This window comes from Streptomyces spororaveus, from assembly GCF_016755875.1.
In the GTDB taxonomy this organism is placed as follows: Bacteria; Actinomycetota; Actinomycetes; order Streptomycetales; family Streptomycetaceae; genus Streptomyces; species Streptomyces spororaveus.
On sequence record NZ_BNED01000005.1, the window covers coordinates 6,759,358 to 6,775,206 of the forward strand.

Sequence of the window (15,849 nt, forward strand, 5' to 3'; positions counted from 1 at the left end):
CAGCCTACCTACGCGTCGTAGACGTCGGCCTTGCGCGGAGCGGGCTCCTGGATGAGCCCGCTCATGATCGAGGAGCGGTTCGTGAAGCGGTCCGTGTCGACGCCGTTCTCCTCCAGCACCTTGAAGGTCGCCGCATGGATCGACCGCAGGACCGGCGCCACCGTGCGCAGCGCGTCGTCCGCCATGAACCGGTGCCGCCACATCGAGCTCGCCCAGACGTGACGCAGGCCGAACGGCTCGGGCAGGACCAGTTTGCCGCCGAAGAAATCCAGGAGCGGCGGGTACCAGGTCAGCGGGGCCCGCACCGCGAGGCGCACCACCTCCTGCGCGTCCACCAGCGGCAGCGGGCGCTCCACGGTCTCCCAGAAGCGGATGCTCTTGGGCACCTCCACCACCGGGGCCGCGGACTTGGACGTGAACAGCCCGTGCACGGGGCCCAGGGCGTGCGCGGTGACGTCCACGCGCAGCGTCTTGTACAGCACGGTCACCGTGACGAGCATGTTGATGACCAGCTGTCCGTCCCAGAGCGGGTACTGGATGCCCAGGTAGTGCCGGTCGCCGGCGCTGAACTGCTGCTCGTTGCAGATCCGGGTGATCTCGTGCGGCTTGATGAGGAAGGCGTCCACGTTCTCGCCGGTGGGGCGGGCCACCTCGGCGGCGCCCTCGCCGATCGGGGTGACGATCCAGTGCTGGATCGCGGCGGGCGGGAAACCGCCGGTGTGCAGGGGGCCCCGCTCCAGCTTGCGGAGCTGGGCGTCGATCCCGCGTATGACGTCCCAGCTGCGGAAGGGATGGATCTCCATGCCCTCGCTCTTGGGGGCCAGCTCCTCGGCCATCTGCCAGCTGCCCCACCGGGTGCCCATGCCGAGGATGCCCTTGGGGCCCGCGTAGAAGACCTGGTTGCTACGGTCCTCAGCGGTCAGCTTGGCGAGCTGGTGGCGCAGGTCCTCGCGGGCCTTCTCGTCGGGGTTGCCGGGCACGGCCTCCGGGATCTTGGCGCCGACCCCACCGCCCGACAGCAGTCCGTCCCAGCGGGAGCGCAGGTCCTGGGCGGTGGCCTCGCAGGTGCGGCGGGCCAGCAGCCAGCCCAGGGCCGGGGCGATGATCATGCCGCGGGCGTACAGGCTGAGGAAGCCCGTCAGCGGCAGCTTGAACATCAGGACCGCCACCACCAGGGCGACGCCGACGAGGAGTACGGTGCCCAGCCACGAGCCCCTGCCCTCCTTGGAGGCGAGGCTCTTGCGCAGCTGGAACAGGCCCAGCCACAGCAGCAGCCCGGGCAGGAACAGCACACCGCAGACCAGCATGATCAGCCGGAGCCTGCGGTCGCGTTCCTTGCGGATGTGCGAGGCGGCCAGGCAGTGCTCCACCACCGTCTGCGGATCCGCGCCGAAGGACTGGATCAGCGGCTTGCGGCCGCCCCCGAGCGTGCGGGCCTCCACGGCGCGGCAGAAGGCCTCGCCGAGGCTGGGCTCGAAGAGGGAGATCTTCGGGGGCTTGACCGTCGCGGGGTGGTTCTCGTTGTTGGCGGTGAGTATCTTCTCGAGCTTGCTGTCCTTGCCGCCGTCCCGGTAGGCGGCCGAGGCGAGGGCGTTGGTCGCCGCCGTCTGCCCCCCGCCGCCCAGCAGCGGAACCTGCGCTCCGGGCCTGAAGTCGAATCCGTCGTCCGCCACCGCTGCCCCACCCCCATCGCCTTGCGTCCCTGCTCTTTTGGTGCGCCGACGAGCCTATCGGCGGATCCCGCCCCATGGTCATGGGACAGGGAAATGCCGCCCACCGCAAGCTGGTTGGGTGGGCGGCCGACCCGGTGCTACGTCAATCAGCTTCCCTTCCCGGCCTGTTCGCGCACCTTTTCCGCGATCTGCGGCGGCATCGGTTCGTGCCGGGCGTACGCCCTGGCGAAGCGGCCGGTGCCGTGCGAGACGGAGCGCAGCTCGACGGCGTAGCGGCCGATCTCGATCTCCGGGATCTCGGCGCGCACCCGGGTACGCCCCGGCTCCGCCTGATCGGTGCCGACGACGCGGCCGCGGCGGCCGGCGAGGTCGCTCATGACCGGGCCGACGTACTCGTCGGGGACGACGACGGCGAGCTCGGCGACCGGTTCGAGGAGGTCGATGCGGGCCTCGGCGGCGGCCTCGCGCAGGGCGAGGGCGCCGGCCGTCTGGAAGGCGGCGTCGGAGGAGTCCACCGAGTGCGCCTTGCCGTCGAGGAGGGTGATGCGCACGTCGACCAGCGGGTAGCCGGCGGCGACCCCGCGGGCGGCCTGGGTGCGCACGCCTTTCTCCACGGACGGGATGAACTGGCGGGGCACGGCGCCGCCGACGACCTTGTCGACGAACTCGATGCCGCTGCCGGGCGGGAGCGGCTCCACCTCGATCTCGCAGACGGCGAACTGGCCGTGGCCGCCGGACTGTTTGACGTGCCGGCCGCGCCCGGCGGCCTTGGCGCCGAAGGTCTCGCGCAGGCTCACCTTGTGGGGGACGGGGTCGACCTGGACGCCGTAGCGGGTGCGCAGCCGCTCCAGGGCGACGTCCTGGTGGGCCTCGCCCAGGCACCACAGGACGACCTGGTGGGTGTGCGGGTTCTGCTCCAGCCGCATGGTCGGGTCCTCGGCGACGAGCCGGGCCAGGCCCTGGGAGAGCTTGTCCTCGTCGGCCTTGCTGTGGGCCTCGATGGCGAGGGGGAGGAGGGGGTCGGGCATGGTCCACGGCGCCATGAGGAGCGGGTCGTCCTTGGCGGAGAGGGTGTCGCCGGTCTCCGCGCGGGTGAGTTTGGCCACGCAGGCCAGGTCGCCGGCGATGCACCGGGTGAGGACGCGCTGCTGTTTGCCGAAGGGGGAGGAGAGGCTGCCGACCCGCTCGTCCACATCGTGGTCCTCGTGCCCGCGGTCGGCGAGGCCGTGCCCGCTGACGTGCACGGTCTCCTCGGCCTTCAGGGTGCCGGAGAAGACGCGTACGAGGGAGACCCGGCCGACGTAGGGGTCGGAGGAGGTCTTGACGACCTCGGCGACGAGGGAGCCGTCGGGATCGCAGGTGACGTCCGGGCGGGCCGAGCCGTCGGGGCGGGTGACGGCGACGGCGGCCCGCTCCAGGGGGGTGGGGAAGCCGCCGGTGACCAGTTCGAGGAGTTCCACGGTGCCGAGGCCCTGGCGGGCGCCGTCGGCGGCGGGGGCGGCCATCAGGACGGGGTGGAAGGTGCCGCGCGCCACCGCCCGCTCCAGGTCGTCGACGAGGGTCTTGAAGTCGATCTCCTCACCGCCGAGGTAGCGGTCCATGAGGCTCTCGTCCTCGCTCTCGGCGATGATCCCCTCGATCAGGCGCGAGCGGGCCTCGGTGATGAGGGCGAGTTCGGCCGGGTCCGGGTCGCGCTCCACGCGCTCGCCCGAGGAGTACTCGTAGACGCGCCGGGAGAGCAGGCCGAGCAGCCCGGTGACGGGGGCGTGCCCGTCGGGGCCGGCCGGGCCGTGCAGGGGGAGGTAGAGGGGGATGACCGCGTCGGGGTCGTCGGCGCCGAAGATCTCGCCGCAGACGGTGGCCATCTGCGTGTAGTCGGAGCGGGCGGCCTCCAGATGGGTCACGACGATGGCGCGCGGCATGCCGACGGCCTCGCACTCGTCCCAGACCATGCGGGTGGCGCCGTCGATGCCGTCCGAGGCCGAGACGACGAAAAGGGCCGCGTCCGCTGCGCGCAGACCGGCCCTGAGTTCCCCGACGAAGTCGGCGTATCCGGGGGTGTCCAGGATATTGATCTTGATTCCGCCCCATTCGACGGGGACGAGGGACAGCTGGACGGAGCGCTGCCGGCGGTGCTCGATCTCGTCGTAGTCGGAGACGGTGGCACCGTCCTCGACCCGGCCCGCCCGGTTGACCGCTCCAGCGGTCAGGGCGAGGGCTTCGACCAGCGTGGTCTTGCCGGATCCGCTGTGGCCGACCAGCACGACATTCCGGATGGAAGAGGGCCGGTCGGCCGTCAGTGCCCTGCCGGCGGCTCCGGCTTGGTGTGATGTGGCTCCCATGATGCTCGTGCCTCCCGGTGGTGACGGTGAGGAGGGTCGGGTGGTGTGGGGGATCGGTGTCCTGATCGGTGTCCCGGCGGCCTCCCCGGAGGAGGAATGCGGGATTCTTCGAGCTTTGCACTGGTGTCACACCACGTCCATACGTCGTTCCGGGGAGGTACCCGAAGACGCGCCCGGAGCCCGCCGGAGGCGGTCCACGGCGTGAAGTACGTCTTACGTGGCACGAACCGGTGGGTGCGCGGCGTCCGGGCGGTGGCGTGCTGGCTACGATGGGCCAGCCGGTGGCCGTGGTGGCCGTGCGGCCCAGCGACCCTCCGGGAAGGCCATGCTGAACAAGTACGCGCGTGCATTCTTCACGCGTGTTCTCACGCCATTCGCCGCTTTTCTGCTCCGGCGGGGGGTGAGCCCGGACGCGGTCACCCTGATCGGCACGGCCGGAGTGGTGGCCGGAGCGCTGTGGTTCTTCCCCCGAGGCGAGTTCTTCTGGGGCACGATCACCATCACCCTCTTCGTCTTCTCCGACCTGGTGGACGGGAACATGGCCCGCCAGGCCGGTGTCTCCAGCCGGTGGGGGGCCTTCCTCGACTCCACCCTCGACCGGGTCGCCGACGCGGCGATCTTCGGCGGCCTCGCCCTCTGGTACGCGGGCAGCGGCAACGACAACGCGCTCTGCGCGGTGGCGATCTTCTGCCTGGCCAGCGGCCAGGTGGTCTCGTACACCAAGGCGCGCGGCGAGTCGATCGGGCTGCCGGTCGCCGTGAACGGGCTCATCGAGCGGGCCGAGCGACTGGTGATCTCGCTGGTCGCGGCCGGCCTGTCCGGCCTGCAGACCTTCGGCGTGCCGTCCTGGATCGGCGTGCTGCTCCCGATCGCGCTGTGGATCGTGGCGGTGGGCTCGCTCGTCACCCTGATCCAGCGGGTCGTCACCGTGCGCCGCGAGTCGGCCGAGGCCGACGCCGCGGAGGCCGCGGCCGAAGGCGGCACGGCCTGATGGGAGCACTGCAGGACAAGCTGGTCGACTCGCTGTACGGGCTCGGCTGGGCCGGGGTCAAGAAGCTGCCCGAACCGGCCGCCGTGGCCCTGGGCCGGCGCATCGCCGACTTCGCGTGGAAGCGGCGCGGCAAGAGCGTGCTGCGCCTGGAGTCGAATCTGGCCCGGGTGGTGCCCGACGCCGGTCCGGAGCGGCTGCGCGAGCTGTCGCAGGCGGGCATGCGCTCGTACATGCGGTACTGGATGGAGTCCTTCCGGCTGCCGACCATGGACCCGAAACGGTTCAGCACGGACGTCGGGTTCACGGACGAGCACATCCTGCGCGAGGCACTCGACTCCGGCCGCGGAGTCATCGTCGCCCTGCCGCACCTCGCCAACTGGGACCTCGCCGGGGCCTGGGCCATCGGCCACATGAAGGCGCCGTTCACCACGGTCGCCGAGCGGCTCAAGCCCGAGACCCTCTACGACCGCTTCGTGGCCTACCGGGAGAGCCTGGGCATGGAGGTCCTGCCGCACAGCGGCGGCGCCGCCTTCGGCACCCTCGCCCGGCGGCTGCGCTCCGGCGGCATGGTCTGCCTGGTCGCGGACCGGGACCTGTCGGCCTCCGGCGTCGAGGTGGACTTCTTCGGTGCCACGGCGCGCATGCCGGCCGGGCCGGCGCTGCTCGCCCAGCAGACCGGGGCGGTGCTGCTCCCGGCGACCCTGCACTACGGCGACACGCCGACGATGTACGGCCGGATCCACCCCGAGGTGGAGGTGCCGAAGACCGGCACCCGGACCGAGAAGACCGCCCTCATGACCCAGGCGGTCGCGGACGCCTTCGCGTGGGGCATCGCCGAGCACCCGGAGGACTGGCACATGCTGCAGCGGCTGTGGCTGGACGACCTGGAGGAGCGCCCGTAGTGAAGATCGGCATCGTGTGCCCGTACTCGTGGGACGTGCCCGGTGGCGTCCAGTTCCACATCCGGGACCTGGCGGAGCACCTGATCCGGCTCGGCCACGAGGTGTCGGTGCTCGCTCCGGCGGACGACGACACCCCGCTGCCGCCGTACGTGATCTCGGCCGGGCGGGCGGTTCCGGTTCCGTACAACGGCTCGGTGGCCCGCCTGAACTTCGGCTTCCTGTCGGCGGCCCGGGTACGGCGCTGGCTCCACGACGGCACCTTCGACGTGATCCACATCCACGAGCCGGCCTCGCCCTCGCTGGGCCTGCTGTCCTGCTGGGCGGCGCAGGGGCCGATCGTGGCGACCTTCCACACCTCGAACCCCCGCTCCCGGGCGATGATCGCGGCGTACCCGATCCTCCAGCCGGCCCTGGAGAAGATCAACGCGCGGATCGCGGTGAGCGAGTACGCGCGGCGCACGCTGGTGGAGCACCTGGGCGGCGACGCGGTCGTCATCCCCAACGGCGTCGACGTGGACTTCTTCGCCAAGGCCGAACCCAACCCGGAGTGGTCCGGGCAGACCCTGGGCTTCATCGGCCGGATCGACGAGCCCCGCAAGGGGCTGCCGGTGCTGATGGCGGCCTTCCCGAAGATCGTGGAGGCCTGCCCGGAGGTACGGCTGCTCGTGGCGGGCCGCGGCGACGAGGAGGAGGCGGTGGCCTCCCTGCCCGCGGATCTGCGCAAGCGGGTCGAATTCCTCGGCATGGTCTCGGACGAGGACAAGGCGCGGCTGCTGCGCAGCGTCGACGTGTACGTCGCCCCGAACACCGGAGGCGAGAGCTTCGGCATCATCCTGGTCGAGGCCCTGTCGGCGGGTGCGGCCGTGCTCGCGTCGGACCTGGACGCCTTCGCGCAGGTCCTGGACCAGGGCGGCGCGGGCGACCTCTTCGCCAACGAGAACGCCGACGCCCTCGCGGCGGCGGCGATCACCCTGCTGCGGGACCCGGAGCGCCGCGCCGAGCTCAGCGCCCGCGGGTCGGCGCACGTCCGCCGCTTCGACTGGTCCACGGTCGGGGCGGACATCCTGGCGGTCTACGAGACGGTGACGGACGGCGCGGCGGCGGTGGCCACGGACGAACGCGTCCCGCTCCGCACCCGCCTCGGCTTCTCGAAGGACACCACGTCGTCCTGAGGCGTCACCACCCGGCGGAGACGACCTGGTCGGGCCGTCCGCCGGGGGCGACGGTCACCTCGTGGACCACGCCGCCCGAGGTGGTCAGGCGGATCCGGTCGGGGGCCGTCCATACGGCCTCGCGGAGCTCGTTGTCGGTGGCGTCGCCGTTGAAGTAGCCGACGGCCCAACGGCGCTCCCGGGGCCAGCTGCCCTGCTGGAGGTACACGTACCACAGCGGGTCGATCATGGCCGAGCCCTCTTCGACGACCAGGCGACGGTCGTCCCGGCCGGGGGCCGTCAGACTCTGCGTCTGTTCCTGCCCACCGGCCAGCATGGCCAGCATGGTGGCGAGGCTCATGACCATGACTCCGAGAATGGCCACCGGGAGTCCCAGGGCGAGGCGCGTCGCCGTCTTCCGTGCTCCCAGCAGGATCCCGCCGACCAGGGCGACCAGCGTCACCCAGCCCATGCCGACGAAGTGGCCGTGCACCTGGTTCATCACGACGAGCCCGCCGTTTGAACCGCCCCAGAAGGAGGCGGCCAGGGCCGCCGCCGCGAGTGCGGCGGCCACCGCGAGCAGTGCGCGTGCCGTTGTTCTGCGGTGCGACTTCATGTGTCCCGTCCCCCCGATGTTTATGGATCATGGACCTTACTGGTCCGGGAGCGGCCCGGGCCAGGGCCGATGGGGGTCGGGGGCGCGTGGAGCGGTAGGGTCGCGCAGCGTGATCGAAACCCTTGTCTGGATCGCCCTGGCTCTCGGAGTCATCGGGGTCTACCTCAGCTGGACCGCCGGCCGGCTCGACCGGCTGCACTCGCGGATGGACGCCGCGCGGGCCGCGCTCGACGCCCAGCTCGTGCGACGGGCCTCCGTCGTGCTGGAGGTGGCCACCTCCGGGGTGCTCGACCCCGCCTCCTCCCTGGTGCTGTACGAGGCCGCGCACGCCGCCCGGCAGGCCGAGGAGGACCACCGTGAGGTGGCCGAGAGCGAGCTCAGCCAGGCGCTGCGGGCGGTCTTCGCCGACGCCGACCAGGTCGACGTGCTCAAGGCGGCCCCGGGCGGGGCGGAGGCCACGGAGGAGCTGGCGGCGGCCGTCCGCCGGGTGCCGATGGCCCGGCGCTTCCTCAACGACTCGGTACGGGCCGCCCGCGCGCTGCGCAGGCATCGCAAGGTCCGCTGGTTCAGACTGGCGGGACACGCGCCCTTCCCGCTCGCCTTCGAAATGGACGACGAGCCGCCGGTGGATCTTGCGGAACGGCCGGTCTAGGCGCTCCCAAGGGCCGCGAGGGACAAATCAAGGGGCCACGGGCTCCATATTGGCCCTTGTAGTGGACTGAACCCCTGGGGTTTCCTCAGCCGAGTAGTACGAGCAGTACCCCGTCTTCCTTCCGAGTGAGGTCAATCCGTGAGCACGCTTCCCACCTCCCCCCAGTCCGCCGAGTCGGCGATCGGCACCTCGCGCGTCAAGCGCGGCATGGCCGAGCAGCTGAAGGGCGGCGTGATCATGGACGTGGTCAACGCCGAGCAGGCGAAGATCGCCGAGGACGCCGGCGCCGTGGCCGTCATGGCCCTGGAGCGGGTTCCGGCCGACATCCGCAAGGACGGCGGCGTCGCGCGCATGTCCGACCCGAACATGATCGAAGAGATCATCGAGGCCGTCTCGATCCCGGTCATGGCCAAGTCCCGCATCGGCCACTTCGTCGAGGCCCAGGTCCTGCAGTCCCTCGGCGTCGACTACATCGACGAGTCCGAGGTCCTGACCCCGGCCGACGAGGTCAACCACTCCGACAAGTGGGCGTTCACCACCCCCTTCGTCTGTGGCGCCACCAACCTGGGCGAGGCCCTGCGCCGCATCGCCGAGGGCGCGGCCATGATCCGCTCGAAGGGCGAGGCCGGCACCGGCAACGTGGTCGAGGCCGTCCGTCACCTGCGCCAGATCAAGAACGAGATCGCCCGCCTGCGCGGCTACGACAACAACGAGCTGTTCGCCGCCGCCAAGGAGCTGCGCGCCCCGTACGAGCTCGTCAAGGAAGTAGCCGAGCTCGGCAAGCTCCCGGTCGTGCTGTTCTCCGCCGGTGGCGTCGCCACCCCGGCCGACGCCGCGCTCATGCGCCAGCTCGGCGCCGAGGGCGTCTTCGTCGGCTCCGGCATCTTCAAGTCGGGCGACCCGGCCAAGCGCGCCGCCGCCATCGTGAAGGCCACCACCTTCTACGACGACCCGAAGATCATCGCGGACGCCTCCCGCAACCTGGGCGAGGCCATGGTCGGCATCAACTGCGACACCCTCCCCGAGTCCGAGCGCTACGCCAACCGCGGCTGGTAATCGGTCATGACGAACACCCCCGTGATCGGTGTCCTGGCTCTCCAGGGCGACGTACGGGAGCACCTGATCGCCCTGGCCGCGGCGGACGCCGTGGCCAGGCCGATCCGGCGTCCCGAGGAGCTCGCCGAGGTCGACGCCCTGGTGATCCCCGGCGGCGAGTCCACCACCATGTCGAAGCTCGCCGTGCTGTTCGGCATGCTGGAGCCGCTGCGCGAGCGCGTGGCAGCCGGCATGCCCGTGTACGGCACCTGCGCCGGCATGATCATGCTGGCGGACAAGCTCCTGGACGGCCGTGACGACCAGGAGACCCTGGGCGGCATCGACATGATCGTCCGCCGCAACGCGTTCGGCCGCCAGAACGAGTCCTTCGAAGCGAAGATCGACTTCGCGGGCATAGCGGGCGGCCCGGTCGAGGGCGTCTTCATCCGCGCACCCTGGGTCGAGTCGGTCGGCGCCGCCGCCGAGGTGCTCGCCACGTACGACGGCCACACCGTCGCCGTGCGCCAGGGCAACGTCCTGGCGACCTCGTTCCACCCCGAGCTGACCGGAGACGACCGCGTTCACGCGTACTTCGTCGACATGGTGCGCGCGGGGCTGTAACGGGCTCCCGGTAGGATCGGAGACGAACACTGTTGGTGACGCGAAGGAGACAGGCAGATGTCCGGCCACTCTAAATGGGCTACGACGAAGCACAAGAAGGCCGTGGTTGACGCCAAGCGCGGCAAGCTCTTCGCGAAGCTGATCAAGAACATCGAGGTCGCGGCCCGGATGGGCGGCGCCGACATCGATGGCAACCCGACGCTCTTCGACGCCATCCAGAAGGCCAAGAAGAGCTCGGTCCCGAACAAGAACATCGACTCCGCGGTCAAGCGCGGCGGCGGTCTCGAGGCCGGCGGCGCCGACTACGAGACGATCATGTACGAGGGCTACGGTCCGAACGGCGTCGCGGTGCTCATCGAGTGCCTCACCGACAACCGCAACCGTGCCGCGTCCGACGTGCGCGTCGCCATGACCCGCAACGGCGGCTCGATGGCCGACCCGGGCTCGGTCTCGTACCTGTTCAACCGCAAGGGTGTCGTCCTCCTGCCCAAGGGCGAACTCTCCGAGGACGACGTCCTGGAGACGGTCCTCGACGCCGGCGCCGAAGAGGTCAACGACCTCGGCGAGAGCTTCGAGATCATCAGCGAGGCCACCGACATGGTCGCGGTCCGCACCGCGCTCCAGGCGGCCGGCATCGACTACGACTCGGCCGACTCCAACTTCCTGCCGACCATGCAGGTCGAGCTGGACGAAGAGGGCGCGCGCAAGATCTTCAAGCTGATCGACGCGCTGGAGGACAGCGACGACGTGCAGAACGTCTTCGCCAACTTCGACGTCTCGGACGAGGTCATGGAGAAGGTCGACGCCTGAGCGGCGTCCACCGCTCACAGCACAGGGCAGCGGGCCGGCGGGGACACACCCCGTCGGCCCGCTGCTTTGTCAGTGCCACCCGATAACCTGCGAAGCTGCACGTACAGGAGAGCGAAGAAGGGGGCGGGGTGCGGGTACTAGGCGTTGACCCGGGGCTGACCCGATGCGGTGTCGGCGTGGTCGAGGGAGTGGCCGGCCGCCCCCTGACCATGCTCGGCGTGGGGGTCGTACGGACGCCCGCGGACGCCGAGTTGGGCCACCGGCTCGTCGCCGTCGAGCAGGGCATCGAGGAATGGCTCGACACGTACCGGCCCGAAGTCGTCGCCGTGGAGCGGGTGTTCAGCCAGCACAACGTCAGCACCGTGATGGGCACCGCCCAGGCGAGCGCCGTCGCGATGCTGTGCGCCGCCCGCCGCGGGATACCGGTCGCCCTGCACACCCCCAGCGAGGTCAAGGCCGCCGTCACCGGAAGCGGCCGGGCCGACAAAGCCCAGGTCGGCGCTATGGTCACCCGGTTGCTCAGGCTGGACGCACCGCCCAGACCGGCGGACGCCGCCGACGCCCTCGCCCTCGCCATCTGCCACATCTGGCGGGCCCCCGCCCAGAACCGCCTCCAGCAGGCGGTCGCCCTGCACGCCTCGAAAGGCCGTACCCGATGATCGCCTTCGTCAGCGGCCCGGTCGCCGCACTCGCCCCCACCCTGGCCGTGATCGAGGTCGGGGGAGTGGGCATGGCCGTGCAGTGCACGCCCACCACCATCTCCGGCCTGCGGGTGGGGGAGCAGGCCCGGCTGGCCACCTCCCTGGTCGTACGGGAGGACTCACTGACCCTGTACGGCTTCGCCGACGACGACGAGCGGCAGGTCTTCGAGATCCTGCAGACCGCCAGCGGGGTCGGGCCGAGGCTCGCCCAGGCGATGCTCGGCGTGCACAGCCCCGACGCGCTGCGCCTGGCCGTCTCCACCGGCGACGAGAAGGCGCTGGTGGCGGTGCCGGGCATCGGCAAGAAGGGCGCCCAGAAACTACTCCTCGAACTGAAGGGCAAGCTGGGAGCCCCGCTGGGCAGCAGCGGCCTCGTGGGCGCCCAGCGTGCCGCGGCCTCCGGGCCCGCGCCGTGGACCGAGCAGCTCTCCGCCGCCCTGATCGGCCTCGGCTACGCCTCGCGCGACGCGGAGGACGCGGTCGCGGCGGTGACCCCGCAGGCCGAGGCCGCGATCGCCGCCGGCGGTTCGGCCCCGGTCCCGCAGCTCCTGCGAGCCGCCCTCCAGTCCCTCAACCGCGCCCGCTAGCCGAGCCGCCCGGCCTCCCGGGCGGCTCCGCCCCGGACCCGGACCCGGAGCCGGACCCGGGGCCTCGGACGCGGGCGGGCCCGGAGGGGCGCGGCTCCGCCCGGGGGCGCCAGACCACCGTACGAACCGAGAAGGCAGACTGACAGCGTGAACTGGGAAGACGAGAGCGACGACCGGATCGTGGCGGCCGCCGCCGACGGCGAGGACACCGCCGTCGAGGCGGCGCTGCGTCCCAAGGACCTCGGGGAGTTCGTCGGCCAGGAGAAGGTCCGCCAGCAGCTGGACCTCGTCCTCAAGGCGGCCCGCCAGCGCGGAGCCACCGCCGACCACGTCCTGCTCTCCGGCGCGCCCGGCCTCGGCAAGACCACCCTGTCCATGATCATCGCGGCCGAGATGGGGGCGCCCATCCGGATCACCTCGGGCCCCGCCATCCAGCACGCCGGCGACCTCGCCGCGATCCTCTCCTCCCTCCAGGAGGGCGAGGTCCTCTTCCTCGACGAGATCCACCGCATGTCCCGGCCCGCCGAGGAGATGCTCTACATGGCCATGGAGGACTTCCGCGTCGACGTGATCGTCGGCAAGGGCCCCGGGGCCACCGCGATCCCGCTGGAGCTGCCGCCCTTCACCCTGGTCGGCGCCACCACCCGGGCCGGACTCCTGCCCCCGCCGCTGCGGGACCGTTTCGGCTTCACCGGGCACATGGAGTTCTACGCCCCCGAGGAGCTGGAACGCGTCATCCACCGCTCCGCCCGTCTCCTCGACGTGGAGATCGACACCGCCGGCGCCGCCGAGATCGCCGGACGCTCCCGCGGCACCCCGCGCATCGCCAACCGCCTGCTGCGCCGCGTGCGCGACTACGCCCAGGTCCGGGCGGACGGGGTGATCAACCGCGAGGTCGCCGGTACCGCCCTCCAGGTGTACGAGGTGGACGGGCGCGGCCTCGACCGACTGGATCGCGCCGTTCTCGAAGCCCTGCTCAAGCTGTTCGGCGGCGGACCCGTGGGCCTGTCCACGCTCGCCGTGGCCGTCGGTGAGGAGCGGGAGACCGTGGAGGAGGTCGCGGAGCCGTTCCTGGTCCGTGAGGGCCTGCTCGCGCGGACCCCCCGGGGGCGGGTGGCGACGCCTGCCGCATGGGCCCACCTGGGGCTCGTACCGCCGCAGCACGGCGGGAGCGGATCAAGCGGACAACAGGGCTTGTTCGGGGCCTGACGGCGCGGAGGTTCGACCCCTCAGGAACTGCGGTGCCATGCTGGGCGTTGTTCCATCGGTGCGGACTCGCCTAGACTCCGCCGATGCCGACCCTTCGGGTCGGTGTGCCCACCCCCGTAGAAAAGGCCGCCGTCCGCGTGCGGTCGTGCGAAGGATCTCCGTCCCGTGAATCTCGTGACACTCCTCCCGTTCATCGTGCTCATCGGGGCGATGTTCCTGATGACCCGCTCCGCGAAGAAGAAGCAGCAGGCAGCCGCGCAGATGCGCGACCACATGGCGCCCGGCACCGGGGTCCGCACCATCGGCGGCATGTACGCCACGGTGAAGGAGATCGGTGACGACACGGTCACTCTTGAGCTGGCCCCCGGCGTCCACGCGATCTTCGCGAAGAACGCCATCGGTGCCGTTCTGGAGGACGCGGAGTACAACCGCATCGTCCACGGCATCGACGACGACGAGGCGACCGACACGCCGGTCGTCCCGGACGACGCCTCCTCGCTGACCGAGGACGAGGCTCCCAAGCTCGACCTGGGCAAGAAGGACGAGGACGCGCCCAAGGGCGACGACGAGCCCAAGGACGGCAAGTCCGACGGCGAGGCCGGCGCGAAGTAACGCTCGGCGGGGGACCGTGGAGGCGCCCGACCGGCGACCGGCACGGTCCCCGTCTGTGACACTTCTGCGGGGGGCAGGGGTCCCCACCACACATTTCGTGGCCGTCCCCGCGCTGACCCGGCGCGGGACGGTTGGACAGGGAGAAACGACAAGGTGGCAGCACCGAAGAAGGGCCGGCGGCCCACGGGGGCTCAGGGGAGGCCGGGGCGCGCCCTGGCGGTCATCCTGATCGCGATGGTGGCGCTCACCGCGGGGATGTTCATCTCCAAGCAGACGACTCCCCGGCTGGGCATCGACCTCGCCGGCGGCACGAGCATCACGCTCAAGGCCAAGAGCGAACCCGGCAAGGAAAGCGCCGTCAACGAGACCAACATGAACACAGCGGTCGGCATCATCGACCGCCGCGTCAACGGTCTCGGCGTGTCCGAGGCGGAGGTCCAGACCCAGGGCCGCGACCACATCATCGTGAACATCCCCAAGGGGACGAACGAGCAGCAGGCGCGCGAGCAGGTCGGCACCACCGCCCAGCTGTACTTCCGCCCGGTCATCGCCTTCGCGGACGGCTCCCCGGCCGCCCCCGAGGCCACCCCGAGTGCGAGCCCCTCCGCGAGCGGCTCCGAGGCTCCCAAGGCCGGAGACGGCAAGACCAGCCCCTCCGCCGCTCCGTCGTCCAGCGCCACTTCCCAGGGCCGCGCGCTCAGTGAGGCCCTCAAGGCCCCGGCCGCCCCCACTCCCTCGCCCTCGGCGAGCGAGTCGAAGAAGGCAGACGACACCAAGGCTCCGTCGCCCTCGGCCTCCGCCTCCGCGCCGGCGACCGGCGACGACGCCGCCGCCGCGGCACTCCAGGCCAAGTTCGCGGCGCTGGACTGCACCGACGAGGCGCAGCGCGCCGCCGCCGGCAAGGGCGCCAAGCCCGAGGAGCCGATCATCGCCTGCGGCCAGCGCGGAGACGCCTGGGGCAAGTGGGTGCTCGGCCCGGCCCAGGTCAACGGCCAGGACGTGAAGGAAGCCAAGGGAGTCATCGACCCCCAGCGCGGCCAGTGGATCGTCACCATGCAGTTCACCGACAAGGGCGCCGACAAGTTCGCCAAGATCACCGGTGAGCTCGCCACCAAGCAGATGCCGCAGAACCAGTTCGCGATCGTGCTCGACGGCCAGGTCATCTCCGACCCGTCCGTGAGCCAGGCGCTGACCGGTGGCAACGCCGAGATCTCGGGCGGCTTCACCCAGCAGTCCGCGCAGGACCTGGGCAACATGCTCTCGTACGGCGCCCTGCCGCTCTCCTTCACCGAGGACAGCGTCACCACGGTCACCGCCGCGCTCGGCGGCGAGCAGCTGAAGGCCGGCCTGATCGCCGGCGCCATCGGCCTGCTCCTCGTGGTGATCTACCTGCTGGCGTACTACCGGGGCCTGGCGTTCATCGCCATCATCAGCCTCCTGGTCTCCGCGATCCTGACCTACACGATCATGGCCCTGCTCGGAAAGGGCATCGGCTTCGCGCTGAACCTGCCCGCCGTCTGCGGCGCGATCGTGGCGATCGGCATCACGGCGGACTCGTTCATCGTGTACTTCGAGCGCATCCGCGACGAGATCCGCGAGGGCCGCACCCTGCGTCCGGCCGTCGAGCGCGCCTGGCCGCGTGCCCGGCGCACGATCCTGGTCTCCGACTTCGTTTCGTTCCTGGCCGCGGCGGTGCTGTTCATCGTCACGGTGGGCAAGGTGCAGGGCTTCGCCTTCACACTGGGTCTGACGACCCTGCTCGACGTGGTCGTGGTGTTCCTCTTCACCAAGCCCGTCATGACACTGGTGGCGCGTACGAAGTTCTTCGCCAGCGGTCACCCGTGGTCCGGGCTGGACCCGAAGCGGCTGGGCGCCAAGCCTCCGCTGCGCCGGTCCCGCCGTACCGGTTCCGCCCCCGCCCCCGTCGACGCAAAGGAGGCGTGAGAG

15 protein-coding genes are annotated in these 15,849 nt (G+C 71.2%); 12 read left to right on the forward strand and 3 right to left on the reverse strand.

Translation table 11 applies throughout. The features are described from left to right. Nucleotides 1-8 precede the first annotated feature (8 nt). Nucleotides 9-1,673 (reverse strand): AbeC-like domain-containing protein, encoded by a 1,665-nt coding sequence (locus Sspor_RS33110; RefSeq protein WP_202202374.1) that lies wholly within the window; start codon nucleotides 1,671-1,673, stop codon nucleotides 9-11. Between the two features lie 146 nt (nucleotides 1,674-1,819). Next, nucleotides 1,820-4,015: an elongation factor G-like protein EF-G2 gene (locus Sspor_RS33115; RefSeq protein WP_202202375.1), complete on the reverse strand. Its 2,196-nt coding sequence runs from the start codon at nucleotides 4,013-4,015 to the stop codon at nucleotides 1,820-1,822. 325 nt (nucleotides 4,016-4,340) lie between these two features. Here Sspor_RS33115 and pgsA point away from each other — a divergent pair, with 325 nt between their 5' ends. From pgsA to Sspor_RS33130, 3 genes are read left to right on the forward strand one after another with little or no spacing between them, the layout of a single operon-like run. After that, nucleotides 4,341-5,006 carry a phosphatidylinositol phosphate synthase gene (pgsA, locus tag Sspor_RS33120; RefSeq protein WP_202202376.1) on the forward strand — a complete coding sequence of 222 codons (666 nt, stop codon included), beginning with the start codon at nucleotides 4,341-4,343 and terminating at the stop codon, nucleotides 5,004-5,006. Beyond that, entirely contained in the window at nucleotides 5,006-5,908 is a 903-nt protein-coding gene (locus tag Sspor_RS33125; RefSeq protein ID WP_202202377.1) for a phosphatidylinositol mannoside acyltransferase, read from the forward strand. The genes pgsA and Sspor_RS33125 overlap by 1 nt, the downstream gene beginning before the upstream one ends. Continuing rightward, complete coding sequence (locus Sspor_RS33130; RefSeq protein WP_202202378.1) at nucleotides 5,908-7,080, forward strand: glycosyltransferase family 4 protein; 1,173 nt, start codon at nucleotides 5,908-5,910, stop codon at nucleotides 7,078-7,080. Before Sspor_RS33125 ends, Sspor_RS33130 begins: the two co-directional genes overlap by 1 nt. A 4-nt stretch (nucleotides 7,081-7,084) precedes the next feature. On the opposite strand, the gene Sspor_RS33135 is transcribed toward Sspor_RS33130, so the two are convergent. Beyond that, on the reverse strand, nucleotides 7,085-7,675 hold the full coding sequence (locus tag Sspor_RS33135) for a hypothetical protein (protein WP_202202379.1): 591 nt from the start codon (nucleotides 7,673-7,675) through the stop codon (nucleotides 7,085-7,087). A 109-nt stretch (nucleotides 7,676-7,784) separates the two neighbouring features. Between Sspor_RS33135 and Sspor_RS33140 the strand changes: the two genes are divergently transcribed. The 9 genes from Sspor_RS33140 to secD all read left to right on the forward strand — a co-directional run bounded on the left by Sspor_RS33140 (nucleotide 7,785) and on the right by secD (nucleotide 15,846). Next, nucleotides 7,785-8,327 carry a LemA family protein gene (locus tag Sspor_RS33140; protein ID WP_202202380.1) on the forward strand — a complete coding sequence of 181 codons (543 nt, stop codon included), beginning with the start codon at nucleotides 7,785-7,787 and terminating at the stop codon, nucleotides 8,325-8,327. Between the two features lie 138 nt (nucleotides 8,328-8,465). After that, nucleotides 8,466-9,383, forward strand: a complete 918-nt coding sequence (gene pdxS, locus Sspor_RS33145) for a pyridoxal 5'-phosphate synthase lyase subunit PdxS (RefSeq protein ID WP_030010552.1) — start codon at nucleotides 8,466-8,468, stop codon at nucleotides 9,381-9,383. Between the two features lie 6 nt (nucleotides 9,384-9,389). Further along, nucleotides 9,390-9,983, forward strand: coding sequence for a pyridoxal 5'-phosphate synthase glutaminase subunit PdxT (gene pdxT / locus Sspor_RS33150; protein ID WP_202202381.1), 594 nt, complete (start codon nucleotides 9,390-9,392; stop codon nucleotides 9,981-9,983). Nucleotides 9,984-10,040: 57 nt separating this feature from the next. Next, nucleotides 10,041-10,793, forward strand: coding sequence for a YebC/PmpR family DNA-binding transcriptional regulator (locus tag Sspor_RS33155; RefSeq protein ID WP_030765687.1), 753 nt, complete (start codon nucleotides 10,041-10,043; stop codon nucleotides 10,791-10,793). A gap of 128 nt (nucleotides 10,794-10,921) precedes the next feature. Continuing rightward, nucleotides 10,922-11,452: a crossover junction endodeoxyribonuclease RuvC gene (gene ruvC, locus Sspor_RS33160; protein ID WP_202202382.1), complete on the forward strand. Its 531-nt coding sequence runs from the start codon at nucleotides 10,922-10,924 to the stop codon at nucleotides 11,450-11,452. After that, nucleotides 11,449-12,081 (forward strand): Holliday junction branch migration protein RuvA, encoded by a 633-nt coding sequence (gene ruvA / locus Sspor_RS33165; RefSeq protein ID WP_202202383.1) that lies wholly within the window; start codon nucleotides 11,449-11,451, stop codon nucleotides 12,079-12,081. Before ruvC ends, ruvA begins: the two co-directional genes overlap by 4 nt. A 147-nt stretch (nucleotides 12,082-12,228) precedes the next feature. Then, nucleotides 12,229-13,290, forward strand: a complete 1,062-nt coding sequence (gene ruvB / locus Sspor_RS33170; protein WP_030723602.1) for a Holliday junction branch migration DNA helicase RuvB — start codon at nucleotides 12,229-12,231, stop codon at nucleotides 13,288-13,290. A 165-nt stretch (nucleotides 13,291-13,455) separates the two neighbouring features. Beyond that, entirely contained in the window at nucleotides 13,456-13,902 is a 447-nt protein-coding gene (gene yajC / locus Sspor_RS33175; protein ID WP_202202384.1) for a preprotein translocase subunit YajC, read from the forward strand. 153 nt (nucleotides 13,903-14,055) lie between these two features. Then, a complete protein-coding gene (gene secD, locus Sspor_RS33180; RefSeq protein ID WP_202202385.1) occupies nucleotides 14,056-15,846 on the forward strand; it encodes a protein translocase subunit SecD in 1,791 nt (596 codons plus the stop codon). Nucleotides 15,847-15,849: the final 3 nt, after the last annotated feature.

Coding starts and splice junctions, on each gene's coding strand:
- ruvA (WP_202202383.1), top strand. CDS start 11,449: ATGATCGCCTTCGTCAGCGGCCCGGTCGCCGCACTCGCCCCCACCCTG.
- Sspor_RS33125 (WP_202202377.1), top strand. CDS start 5,006: ATGGGAGCACTGCAGGACAAGCTGGTCGACTCGCTGTACGGGCTCGGC.
- Sspor_RS33135 (WP_202202379.1), bottom strand. CDS start 7,675: ATGAAGTCGCACCGCAGAACAACGGCACGCGCACTGCTCGCGGTGGCC.
- Sspor_RS33115 (WP_202202375.1), bottom strand. CDS start 4,015: ATGGGAGCCACATCACACCAAGCCGGAGCCGCCGGCAGGGCACTGACG.
- Sspor_RS33155 (WP_030765687.1), top strand. CDS start 10,041: ATGTCCGGCCACTCTAAATGGGCTACGACGAAGCACAAGAAGGCCGTG.
- pgsA (WP_202202376.1), top strand. CDS start 4,341: ATGCTGAACAAGTACGCGCGTGCATTCTTCACGCGTGTTCTCACGCCA.
- pdxT (WP_202202381.1), top strand. CDS start 9,390: ATGACGAACACCCCCGTGATCGGTGTCCTGGCTCTCCAGGGCGACGTA.